Here is an 11,705-nt window from a genome sequence, read left to right on the forward strand (position 1 = left end):
CCACGGGCGTGATGCGTCACGCCGATGCCGGCTACGAACTCGCGCAGGAAACCGCGCGCGAGGCCGGCCTCAAGCTGCCGATGCTGGGGCGCTGAGCGAACGCACCATGACTCCTCCGCTTCGACTCTCGCTGATCCGGGCCGAACAGCTCGTCGCCTCGCCGTGGAAGAACGGCGGCGGGGTGACGCGCGAAATCGCGGCGCAGCCGCCGGGCGCCTCGCTCGACGGGTTCGCGTGGCGCGTGAGCGTCGCCGATGTGGCGCAGCCCGGCCCGTTCTCGCGTTTTCCCGGCATCGATCGCACCCTGGTGCTGCTCTCGGGCGCGAGTATGAGCCTGATCGGCGAGGACGGCGCGCGGCGCCTGCTGGCCGCGCCGCTCGATCGCTTCGACTTCGACGGCGAGCTGTCCTTGTCGGCCGAGCTGAACGACGGCCCGACCCGCGACTTCAACCTGATGACGCGGCGCTCGGCCGTGACGGGGCGCGTCTCCGTCCTCGCCGATGGCGCAGGCATCGATTCGAGCGCGGCGACCGTGCTGCTGTTCTGCGTGAGCGGCACGCCGAGCGTGTCGATCGATGGCGCGGGCGAGGCGGGAAGCGTCGTGCTCGGCGCGCTCGATACCTTGCGGATCGATCTGGCGGTCGCGACGGGCGCGGGTATCACCGGCTCGGTGCGCGGCGAAGGCGCGCTGCTCTGTATCGAACTGACTCCGAAGGCGGCCGCGAAGGCCGCATGAACCTGGGCCGCATGAAACGATGACTCCCACTGTCTGGCATCAACTGAATCTCTGCGCCTCGGGTGACCCCGACGACACCATCTCCGACGCCGCGCTGGCCGTCGACGCCGACGGCACGATCGCCTGGCTCGGCCCGCGCGCGGCGCTGCCCGACGCCTACGCGGGCTGGACGCGCGAAAGCCTCGGCGGCGCCTGGGTCACGCCGGGCCTGGTCGACTGCCATACGCACCTGGTCTATGGCGGCCAGCGCGCCGACGAGTTCGCGCTGCGGCTGGCCGGCGCCAGCTACGAGGAGGTCGCGCGGCGCGGCGGCGGCATCGTCTCGACGGTGCGCGCGACGCGCGAGGCCGACGAGGCGACGCTGTTCGCGCAGGCCGCGGCACGGCTCGCGCCGCTGCTGGCCGAGGGCATTACGGCGATCGAGATCAAGTCGGGCTACGGGCTGGAGCTGGCCAGCGAGCGCAAGATGCTGCGCGTGGCGCGCCAGCTCGGCGAACGCTTCCCGGTCGACGTCTACACCACCTTTCTCGGCGCGCATGCGCTGCCGCCCGACTACGCGGGACGCGCCGACGACTACATCGATCTCGTCTGCGACACCATGCTGCCGGCGCTGGCCGCAGAAGGGCTGGTGGATGCCGTCGACGTGTTCTGCGAACGAATCGGCTTCTCGCTCGCGCAGAGCGAGCGCGTGTTCGAGGCCGCGCACCGCCACGGGCTGCCGGTCAAGATGCATGCCGAGCAGTTGTCGAACTCGGGCGGCACGGCGCTGGCCGCACGTCACGGAGCCTTGTCGGCCGACCACATCGAGTATCTCGACGAGGCCGGCATCGAGGCGATGAAGGCCGCCGGCACGGTGGCCGTGCTGCTGCCGGGCGCCTATTACTTCATCCGCGAGACGCAATTGCCGCCGCTCGATCTGCTGCGCCGCCACGGCGTGCCGATCGCGATCGCCACCGATCACAATCCCGGCACCTCGCCGCTCACCTCGCTGCTGCTGACCATGAACATGGGCTGCACGCTGTTTCGCATGACGGTGCCCGAGGTGCTGCTGGGCGTGACGCGTCACGCGGCCGCCGCGCTCGGCCGCGCCGACCGCCACGGCCTGCTGGCGGCCGGGCGCGCGGCCGACTTCGCGGCCTGGCCGGTGGCCTCGCTGGCCGAGCTGGCCTACTGGTTCGGACGACCGCTCTGCGAGCGTGTCGTCAAGCGCGGCGCGACCGTGTTCCGTCGCGACGCCGTGTAATTTCGAAGGGATCCTCACGATGAATCAGGCAATGCTGTTTGCCGAGAGCGCCTTCCTGCCCGGGGGCTGGCAGCGCGACGTGCTGCTGGGCTGGGACGAGCGCGGCATGCTCACCGAGGTGCGCGCCGGCGTGGCATGCCCGCAAGGCGTCGCGCGCGCGCGCGGCCCGCTCGCGCCGGGCATGCCCAACCTGCATTCGCACGCCTTCCAGCGCGCGATGGCCGGGCTCACCGAATACCGGGCGAATCCGTCCGACAGCTTCTGGAGCTGGCGCGACCTGATGTACCGCTTCGCGCTGAAGCTGACGCCCGACGCGCTCGGCGCGATCGCGCGCTGGCTCTATGTCGAGATGCTGAAGTGTGGCTATACCTCGGTCTGTGAATTCCACTACGTCCATCACATGCAGGATGGCGAGCGTTATCCGCGCCAGGAGGAACTGGCGCGGCGCGTGGTCGACGCGGCGCGCGAGACCGGCATCGGCATCACCATGCTGCCGGTCGCCTACCAGTACAGCGGCTTCGGCGAGAAGCCGCCGCGCGAGGACCAGCGCCGCTTCATCAACACCTCGGAAGGCCTGCTCTCGCTGCTCGATTCGCTGCGCTCGGCCGTGCCCGAGCATGAGGGGCTGCGCTACGGCATCGCGCCGCATTCGCTGCGCGCGGTTTCCGAGCCGGGGTTGCGCGTGCTGCTGGCCGGGCTGCCGGCCGATGCGCCGGTGCATATCCATATCGCCGAGCAGACCGCCGAGGTCGAGGATTGCCTGCGCACCACCGGGATGCGCCCGGTGCAGCGGCTGCTCGACGGCTTCGAGGTCGATGCGCGCTGGTGCCTGGTGCACGCGACCCATGTCGACGAGGCGGAAACCGCCGCGCTGGCCGCCAGCGGCGCCGTGGCCGGCCTGTGCCTGACCACCGAGGCGAATCTGGGCGACGGCATCTTCCCGGCCGTCGACTACCTCGCCAGGAAAGGCGCGATCGGCATTGGCTCGGACAGCCATGCCAGCGTCGACTGGCGCGCCGAACTGCGCCTGCTCGAATACGGCCAGCGGCTGGTGCGTCGCGAGCGCAATGTGCTGGCCGATGCGGCGCAGCCGCATGTCGCCGACATGCTGTTCGCGGCCACGCTGGAGGGTGGCGCCCGTGCCAGCGGCCGGCCGATCGGCGCGCTGCGCGTGGGCAGCCGCGCCGACTGGATCGTGTTCGATCCCGATCACCCCAGCCTGATGGAGCGCGGCAGCGACAGCTGGCTGTCGGGCGTGGTGTTCGCCGAGCATGGCGACACGCCCGTGCTCGACGTCTATGCCGGCGGCGAGCGCGTGGTCGATGCGCGCCGCCATCGTGACGAGGCGGAGGCCTATGCCGGCTACCGCCGCGCGCTCGCGGAACTGCTGCGCTGAACGGCGCGCCCCTCGACAAGGATCTCGAACCGATGAATGCCGTTGCTGAACCCGCCGTTTTCACCCTGCACCAGGGCAGCGTGCCGCTGCTCGTCTCGATTCCTCATGCGGGCACGCGCCTGCCCGAGGATATCGCGCGGACCATGACGCCCGTGGCCGCCCACGTCGACGATTGCGACTGGCACCTCGAACGCCTGTATGGCTTCGTGCGCGAGCTGGGCGGCTCGGTGCTGGTGCCCGCCAACGCGCGCTACGTGGTCGACCTGAACCGGCCGCCCGACAATGCGAACCTGTATCCGGGCCAGGACACCACGGGGCTGGTGCCGGTCGATACCTTCGACAAGGAGGCGCTGTATCCCGCCGGCGGCCAGCCCGACGAGGCGGAGATCATGCGCCGGCGCGATCGCTACTGGCTGCCGTATCACACGGCGCTGAAGGACGAGATCGCGCGGCTGGCCGCCGAGCATGGCCGCGTGCTGCTGTGGGAGGCGCATTCGATCCGCTCGCAGGTGCCGCGCTTCTTCGAGGGACGGCTGCCCGACTTCAACTTCGGCACGGCGAACGGCGCGAGCGCGGCGCCGGGGCTCGGCGAGGCGCTGGCCGAGGTGGTCACGCGCCATGGCGCCTATACCGCCGTGGCCAACGGGCGCTTCAAGGGCGGCTACATCACGCGCCAGTATGGGGCGCCCGATGCGAAGGTCGACGCGGTGCAGCTCGAGCTCGCGCAGATCACCTACATGGACGAGACGCGTCCTTATGCCTACGACGAAGGCAAGGCCGATGCGGTCGCGCCCTTGCTCGAAAGGCTGCTGAAGACGGCATTGGCGTATCGCTGATCCGGCACCGGCCGATGGCGCGATAAAAGCGGCGCGTTACCCGGGAAGGGTGACGCGCCGCTTTGTCTCGCCGACCGCCTGCAGGCTCAGCGCAGCCGGATCAGCGTCGATTTCAGCTCGGTGTATTTCTCCAGCGCATGCAGCGACTTGTCCCGGCCGTTGCCTGATTGCTTGTAGCCGCCGAACGGGAAATTCATGTCGCCGCCCTCGTCGTAGCAGTTGACCCAGACGGTGCCCGCCCGCAGCCGTCGCGATACCTCGTGGGCGGTGCCCAGGCTGCCGGTCCAGACGGCGGCCGCGAGCCCGTAGTCGCTGTCGTTGGCGATCCGGATCGCCTCGTCGACCGTGTCGAACACGATCACCGACAGCACCGGCCCGAAGATCTCCTCGCGCGCGATCCGCGTATTCGCCTCGGTCTCGAACACGGTCGGCTCGACATAGAGACCGCCGCTGTCCTGCTTCACGCGCTTGCCGCCCGTCAGCAGCCGGGCTTCGGCCTGCCCCGTCTCGATGTAGCCGAGCACCCGCTCGAGCTGGATCGGGTCGATGATCGCGCCCATCGAGGTGGCGGGGTCGAGCGGATGGCCGGGCTGGTAGGCCTTGGCGGCTTCCAGCAGCTTGGCGACGAACAGCTCGCGGATCTCGCGATGCACCAGCAGGCGCGAGCCGGCCGTGCACATCTCGCCCATGTTGTAGAAGATCGCGCCGGCCGCGGCGGCCGCCGCGCGGTCCAGGTCGGGGCAATCGGGGAGCACGATGTTCGGCGACTTGCCGCCGAGCTCCAGCCAGACGCGCTTGAGGTTGGACTGGCCGGCGTATTGCATGATCTGCTTGCCGACCGCGGTCGAGCCGGTGAACGCCAGGCAATCGACGTCGCGATGCAGCGCCAGCAGCTTGCCCGGCTCGCCGCCGCCCGGCAGCACGTTGAACACGCCGGCGGGAATGCCGGCGTCGAAGGCCAGCTTGGCGACGCGGATCGCCGTCAGCGGCGATTTCTCCGAAGGCTTCAGCACCACGCTGTTGCCGGCCGCGAGCGCCGGCGCGAACTTCCAGGCCGCCATCAGCAGCGGGAAATTCCAGGGCACCACCGCCGCCACCACGCCGACCGGCTCGCGCGTGACGAGCCCGACCAGCTTTGGATCGACCGGCGCGACCTCGCCGCCGATCTTGTCGATCGCCTCGGCGAACCATTCGACGCAATAGGCGGCGCCGGGGATGTCGACCGAGGTGGTATCGGCGATCGGCTTGCCGGCATCGATGGTCTCGAGCACGGCCAGTTCGTCCTGGTGCTCGCGCAGCGCGGCCGCGAAGCGCAGCAGGATGGTGCGGCGCTCGCGCGGCGCGAGGCCGGACCAGCCGCCGCCGTCGAAGGCGCGGCGCGCGGCGGCCACGGCGGCATCGACGTCCTCGGCGCCGCTGTCGGCGATGTGGGCGAGCACGCGGCCGTCGATCGGGCTCACGCAGTCGAAGCGGCGGCCGCTCGCGGCATCGCGATAGGCGCCGTCGACGAAGGCGCGACCCTCGATCTCTAGCGAGGCGGCGAGTCGCTGCCAGTCGGCGAAGGTATGGGTCATGGGCAGGTCCTGTTCAGTGAGGCACGGCGCGCGGCCGCGCGCTGGATGGATCAATCGGTCGGCGGCGTGGCGGCCGAGACGAATTCGCAGCGCGTATCGGCGCTCGGGTTGCGGAAGCGATGGGGCAGGCGGCCCTCGAAATAATAGCTGTCACCCGTCTCGAGCCGCCAGGTGCGGCCCGAGACGATCAACTCCAGTTGCCCGGCCGTGACGATGCCGCCGAGCTGCCCCGGATGCTGGAGCGGTTGCTCGCCCGAATCACCGAGCGGTTCGTAGACCTGACGAAGCAGGGTGATCGCGCGCTCGCGCACGGTCGCGCCCGCCAGGTAGCGCGGCGTGGCCTCGTCGCCGAGATTCGGCATCTCGTTGCGGCGCCAGACCACCGGCGCATCGTCCTCGAACTCGAAGGTGAAGAACTCCGCCAGGCTCATCGGGATGCATTCGAGCAGCTTCTTGAGCGAGCCGACCGAGGGACTCACGCGGTTCTGCTCGATCAGCGAGATGGTGCCGTTGGTGACGCCCGCACGCTTCGCGAGTTCGCGTTGCGACAGGCCGTGCTTCTTGCGGATGAACTGCAGGCGCGTGGCGACTTCGACGGACATCGGACGGCTCCGGCTCGCTGGCGGCGAGCGGCAGGATGGTTCGGAATCCGGACGATGCGCGGCTGGAAAATCGTCGTGAGGCCGCTGACGGCTCGCCGGGGCTGTCGAATATTTTAAGCGGGCTGGCGGCGAACGGGCTCAGGGTAAATACCCGGCTTGGAATTTTGAAAGGCGATTGACGCCGTCCGGGAATACGTTAAGCTAAACGCCAGCAAGCCGTCATGCCGATCACTCTGGCCCGAATGACGCCAGTTTGCGCGACTCGCGCAGTGCACCGATCGCCACCGACGGCCAGCCGGCGTGTCGAGCGCTCGTGCGAATCCATCTCCCGCGGGGCTCGACGCGTTCAATACTTTAAACAGTCAGTCGAGTGTGATCGTGAGAGTCCGAGGCCCCCTGGTCAGTCGGGACCGAAGTCGTTACGCGGCATCGCCGCGTGTCGCCGTGTCCCCCGAAACCGGCTGCGGCGAGTATCGCGCTAGCCCAAGCCTGCCTATCTTCGTCGTCATTTCCCGGCGTTGCGTGCGCCGTTTCAATGTCGGCACGGCCCGTGCGCACAATGCGCTGCGGCCGTATCACGCCGCTTCGTTGTTGCCCTAGCGCCTCGATTCCTGCTTCCGGCCCCGTGCGTGCCGCGCTTGCGCGCTCGCATGCGCCGGATTGCCGTTCCCGCATCGCGGGCGCTTGCCCTTGCATCCCGCCGAGCCGGCATGCAGCGCTGGTCCACCGCGACTGCCCATGCAGATCCGAACCGTCGCCGCGCGGCCGCTCCGGCGCGCGCGGTTGCCGCGAAGACGCTCGTTCGCCCGCTTGCCGCGGGTGGCGCGTGCCCTCGCGTGCATCGAACCGGAGGCAGCAAGATGACCCAACACCTTTCCGGGAGGCCCCTGGTCGCCATCAGCGCCGATCGCTCGATGGCCGGCCCGCACCCGGTGCATTCCGCCGGCGAGAAATACATCGACGCGGTGGTCGACGGCGCCGGCGCGCTCGCCTTCGTGCTGCCCGCGCTCGGCGATCGCCAGCCGGTGGAAGACCTGCTCGCCTCGATCGACGGGCTGCTGCTGACGGGCAGCTATTCGAACGTCGAGCCGCATCGCTACGCGGGCGTCGCGAGCGAGCCCGGCACCTTGCACGACGCGGCGCGCGACGCCACCACGCTGCCGCTGATCCGCGCCGCGATCGAGGCCGGCGTGCCGGTGCTGGCGCTCTGCCGCGGCCTGCAGGAGCTGAACGTGGTGTTCGGCGGCAGCCTGCATCAGCGCGTGCAGGAACTGCCCGGTTTCCTCGATCACCGCGAGGACAAGTCCGCGCCGCTCGATCGCCAGTACGGGCCCGCGCATGCCGTGCGGCTCGCGCCGGGCGGCTTGCTGGCGCGGCTCGCGGGCGGAGCGGCCGAGGTCGAGGTCAATTCCCTGCATGCGCAAGGGATCGATCGGCTCGGCGAGGGGCTGACGATCGAGGCGCTCGCGCCTGACGGGTTGATCGAGGCGGTCGGCGTGCGCGAGGCGCGTGCTTTCGCGCTCGGCGTGCAGTGGCATCCGGAATGGCAGTTTGCGCGGAACCCGCTGTCGCGGGCCATTTTTTCGGCGTTCGGCGAAGCCTGCCGGGCCCGAAGGCGTATCGCGGCCTGACAGGCCGCCGTGTGCCGGCGCGTCCAATGAACACGAACGCGTCGGTGCCCACCCAACGAGGCTCCTATGCAAGACCTTGACGACTTCATGAAGCAGCACCGGATCACCGAGGTAGAGGCGATCATTCCGGACATGGCCGGCATCGCGCGCGGCAAGATCATCCCGCGCAACAAGTTCGAGACCGGCGAATCGATGCGGCTGCCGCAGGCCGTGATGGTGCAGACCGTCACCGGCGATTATCCCGAGGACGGCTCGCTGTCGGGCGTGACCGATCCCGACATGGTGTGCGTGGCCGATCCCTCGACCATCTGCCTGATTCCGTGGGCGGTCGACCCTACCGCCCAGGTGATCCACGATTGCGTGCACTTCGACGGCTCGCCGGTGGCGATCTCGCCGCGCTACGTGCTGCGCCGCGTGCTCGACCTGTATCGCGAGAAGGGCTGGCGTCCGGTGGTGGCGCCCGAGCTCGAGTTCTACCTGGTCGAGATGAACAAGGACCCGGACCTGCCGCTGCGCCCGCCGGTGGGCCGCACCGGCCGCGCCGAGACCGGCCGGCAGTCCTACTCGATCGAGGCCGTCAACGAGTTCGATCCGCTGTTCGAGGACATCTACGAGTACTGCGACATGCAGGGGCTCGATATCGACACGCTGATTCATGAAGTCGGCGCCGCGCAGATGGAGATCAACTTCCAGCACGGCGATGCGCTGTCGCTGGCCGACCAGGTGTTCCTGTTCAAGCGCACCGTGCGCGAGGCCGCGCTGCGCCACAACATGTACGCCACCTTCATGGCCAAGCCGATGGAGAACGAGCCGGGCTCGGCGATGCATATCCACCAGAGCATCGTCGACGTCGAGAGCGGCCGCAACCTGTTCGTCGACGCGAAGGGCGAGTCGACCGACATGTTCCGCCACTACCTGGCCGGCCTGCAGAAATACACGCCGGCGCTGATGCCGATCTTCGCGCCTTACATCAACTCGTATCGCCGGCTGTCGCGCTTCATGGCCGCGCCGATCAACGTGCAATGGGGCTACGACAATCGCACGGTGGGCTTTCGCATCCCGCATGCGGAGCCGGCCGCGCGACGCATCGAGAACCGGATTCCCGGCGTCGACTGCAACCCCTACCTGGCCCTGGCCGGCACGCTCGCGGCAGGTTACCTGGGCATCACGCAGGGGCTGCAACCCACCGCGCCGCTCGCGGCCGACGGCTACAGCCTGCCGTACCAACTGCCGCGCAACCTGGAGGAAGGGCTCACGCTGATGGCCGCCTCGACGCCGCTGGCCGAGATCCTCGGCGAGAAGTTCGTGAAGGCCTACCTGGCGCTGAAGGAAACCGAGTACGAGGCGTTTTTCCGCGTGATCAGCTCGTGGGAACGCCGTCATCTGCTGCTGCATGTCTAACGCAATCGCGGCGCTCGCGCGCCGCCTAACGGAGGACCCATCATGACCCAACGCATCGGCGAATCCGCCTATGTCCAGACCGTGCGCGCACCGGCCAAGGCCGCCGCGCGCTCGACCGCCGAATATCGCGCGCTCGACGCGGCCCACCACCTGCACCCGTTCTCCGACATGGGCGCGCTCAATCGTGCCGGCAGCCGCGTGATCGTGAGCGCGCACGGCGTGCATCTGCAGGATTCCGATGGAAATCGCATCATCGACGGCATGGCCGGGCTGTGGTGCGTGAACGTCGGCTACGGCCGCGAGGAACTGATCGAGGCCGGCGCGCGGCAGTTGCGCGAACTGCCGTTCTACAACACCTTCTTCAAGACCACGCATCCGCCCGTGATCGAGCTCTCGGCCCTGCTCGCCGAGATCGCGCCGTCGGGATTCAATCATTTCTTCTATTGCAACAGCGGCTCGGAAGGCAACGACACCGTGCTGCGCGTGGTGCACCAATACTGGCTCACGCAGCGGCAGTCCGGCAGGAAGTACGTGATCTCGCGCCGCAACGGTTATCACGGCTCGACCATCGCGGGCGGCACGCTCGGCGGGATGGACTACATGCACGAGCAGATGTCCTCCAAGGTCGAGCACATCGTCCATATCGACCAGCCGTATTTCTTCGGCGAGGCGCCGGCCGGCCAGACGCCCGAGGAGTTCGGCCTGGCGCGCGCGCGGCAGCTCGAGGAGAAGATCCTCGAACTCGGCGCCGACCAGGTGGGCGCCTTCATCGGCGAGCCGTTCCAGGGTGCCGGCGGCGTGATCCTGCCGCCCTCGACCTACTGGCCCGAGATCGAACGGATCTGTCGCAAGTACGACGTGCTGCTGATCGCCGACGAGGTGATCGGCGGCTTCGGGCGCACCGGCGAATGGTTCGCGCACCAGCATTTCGGCTTCACGCCGGACCTGATGACGCTCGCCAAGGGGCTCACCAGCGGGTATGTGCCGATGGGTGCGGTGGCGCTGTCGGACCGCGTCGCCAATGCGCTGATCGAGAACGGCGAGTTCAACCACGGCATGACCTATTCGGGCCATCCGGTGGCGGCGGCGGTGGCGGTGGCCAACCTGAAGGTGTTGCGCGACGGCGGCGTGGTCGAGCGCGTGAAGCGCGAGATCGGGCCGTATTTCCAGCAGCGCCTGCGCGAAGCGCTGGACGGCAGCCCGATCGTCGGCGAGATCAGCGGAGCGGGCCTGGTCGCCGGCATCCAGCTCGCCGAGGACCGGGTCGCGCGCCGCCGTTTCGCGAACGGCGGCGAGGTCGGCACTATCTGTCGCGACCATTGCTTCGACGGCAACCTGGTGATGCGCGCGACGGGCGACCGGATGCTGCTGTCGCCGCCGCTAGTGGTCTCGAAGGAGGATGTCGACGAGATCGTCGAGAAGGCCGCGCGCGCGATTGCTGCGACCGCGAAGCAGATCGGCGCGGCTTGAGGCTGTTGTTCTCGATGCCGGCCTCGCGCGGCCCTTGCTGCGCGACGCGCGATGGTTTCGCATTGTCAAAGGTGCGTCGCGCGGCGACGACGCTCGTCGCGATGCCGGGATGGATCGTCTATGCTGATTGAAAGGGCCGGCCGAGGCCGGCCTCTCGCATCAACGAACACGATCCGGAGGGCATCACGATGAGGTGGAACTGGCGGGCCAGCGGCGCGGTGACGGTGCTGACGACAACGATCGCGATGGCGGGATGCGCGTCGTCGGAGCCGCAGAAACCGATCTATCGCGACATGTGGGCGTCGGTGCCGTCGCCGGCCGCGGGGCAGGGACGCATCGTCTTCTTCCGCAGCTCGGCCAAGCTCGGCGGCGCGAGCGGCGACCAGGTGAAGGTCAACGACAAGCCGGCGGGTGTGATGCCCAATGGCGGCTTCTTCTATCTGGACGAACCGGCGGGGCAATACACGATCACCACCTCCAGTGCGCCCGACAAGCCATTGACGGTCGACGTGGCGTCGGGGGAAACCAAGTATGTGCGGATGCAGGTGCCGTTCGCGCTGATCGCGGGGCCGCTCACGCCCTCGCTCGAGCGCGAGCCGGGCAAGGCGCGCGAGGAATTGTCGATGCTGCGGTATGTCGGGAGCGGGCCGGGGAGCGCGGTGGCGAAGACGCAGTAGGGCGCGGAATGCGGCAACGGAAAGGGATTTGAATTCTAGTCGCCGTGTCAAGTCCTGAAATAGGTTGACAGTGTTAGACGCTAGAACGCCCGATGCACCGCATCGGGCGTTTTGTATTTGAGGGCGCTATGTGGCCGCT

General features: G+C 68.8%; 11 protein-coding genes. 9 read left to right on the forward strand and 2 right to left on the reverse strand.

Annotation, left to right across the window (positions count from 1 at the left end):
* Positions 1 to 106 precede the first annotated feature (106 nt).
* The 4 genes from FB600_RS36665 to hutG are packed head-to-tail and all read left to right on the forward strand — an operon-like array spanning position 107 to position 4,211.
* Entirely contained in the window at positions 107 to 736 is a 630-nt protein-coding gene (locus FB600_RS36665) for a HutD family protein (protein ID WP_145758282.1), read from the forward strand.
* A gap of 19 nt (positions 737 to 755) precedes the next feature.
* Complete coding sequence (gene hutI, locus FB600_RS36670; protein ID WP_145758283.1) at positions 756 to 1,979, forward strand: imidazolonepropionase; 1,224 nt, start codon at positions 756 to 758, stop codon at positions 1,977 to 1,979.
* A gap of 19 nt (positions 1,980 to 1,998) precedes the next feature.
* Entirely contained in the window at positions 1,999 to 3,375 is a 1,377-nt protein-coding gene (locus tag FB600_RS36675) for a formimidoylglutamate deiminase (RefSeq protein ID WP_145758284.1), read from the forward strand.
* 32 nt (positions 3,376 to 3,407) lie between these two features.
* Positions 3,408 to 4,211 carry an N-formylglutamate deformylase gene (hutG, locus tag FB600_RS36680; RefSeq protein ID WP_096750531.1) on the forward strand — a complete coding sequence of 268 codons (804 nt, stop codon included), beginning with the start codon at positions 3,408 to 3,410 and terminating at the stop codon, positions 4,209 to 4,211.
* Between the two features lie 86 nt (positions 4,212 to 4,297).
* On the opposite strand, the gene FB600_RS36685 is transcribed toward hutG, so the two are convergent.
* Complete coding sequence (locus FB600_RS36685; RefSeq protein ID WP_036049960.1) at positions 4,298 to 5,785, reverse strand: aldehyde dehydrogenase; 1,488 nt, start codon at positions 5,783 to 5,785, stop codon at positions 4,298 to 4,300.
* Between the two features lie 50 nt (positions 5,786 to 5,835).
* On the reverse strand, positions 5,836 to 6,387 hold the full coding sequence (locus tag FB600_RS36690; protein WP_096750532.1) for a cupin domain-containing protein: 552 nt from the start codon (positions 6,385 to 6,387) through the stop codon (positions 5,836 to 5,838).
* A 35-nt stretch (positions 6,388 to 6,422) separates the two neighbouring features.
* On the opposite strand from FB600_RS36690, the gene FB600_RS37465 reads away from it, so the two are divergent.
* From FB600_RS37465 to FB600_RS36715, 5 genes are all read left to right on the forward strand, one after another.
* The gene (locus FB600_RS37465) at positions 6,423 to 6,566 is read left to right on the forward strand and encodes a hypothetical protein (RefSeq protein ID WP_186014919.1); all 144 of its coding nucleotides are present in this window, start codon (positions 6,423 to 6,425) and stop codon (positions 6,564 to 6,566) included.
* Positions 6,567 to 7,247: 681 nt separating this feature from the next.
* Positions 7,248 to 8,018, forward strand: a complete 771-nt coding sequence (locus FB600_RS36700; RefSeq protein WP_145758285.1) for a gamma-glutamyl-gamma-aminobutyrate hydrolase family protein — start codon at positions 7,248 to 7,250, stop codon at positions 8,016 to 8,018.
* A gap of 66 nt (positions 8,019 to 8,084) precedes the next feature.
* Positions 8,085 to 9,419: a glutamine synthetase family protein gene (locus FB600_RS36705; RefSeq protein WP_013698778.1), complete on the forward strand. Its 1,335-nt coding sequence runs from the start codon at positions 8,085 to 8,087 to the stop codon at positions 9,417 to 9,419.
* A gap of 42 nt (positions 9,420 to 9,461) precedes the next feature.
* On the forward strand, positions 9,462 to 10,889 hold the full coding sequence (locus FB600_RS36710) for an aspartate aminotransferase family protein (protein ID WP_145758286.1): 1,428 nt from the start codon (positions 9,462 to 9,464) through the stop codon (positions 10,887 to 10,889).
* A 188-nt stretch (positions 10,890 to 11,077) separates the two neighbouring features.
* Positions 11,078 to 11,566 carry a DUF2846 domain-containing protein gene (locus FB600_RS36715; protein WP_217282049.1) on the forward strand — a complete coding sequence of 163 codons (489 nt, stop codon included), beginning with the start codon at positions 11,078 to 11,080 and terminating at the stop codon, positions 11,564 to 11,566.
* Positions 11,567 to 11,705: the final 139 nt, after the last annotated feature.

The sequence above is a fragment of the Burkholderia sp. SJZ089 genome (genome assembly GCF_007828315.1).
GTDB lineage: Bacteria > Pseudomonadota > Gammaproteobacteria > Burkholderiales > Burkholderiaceae > Burkholderia > Burkholderia gladioli.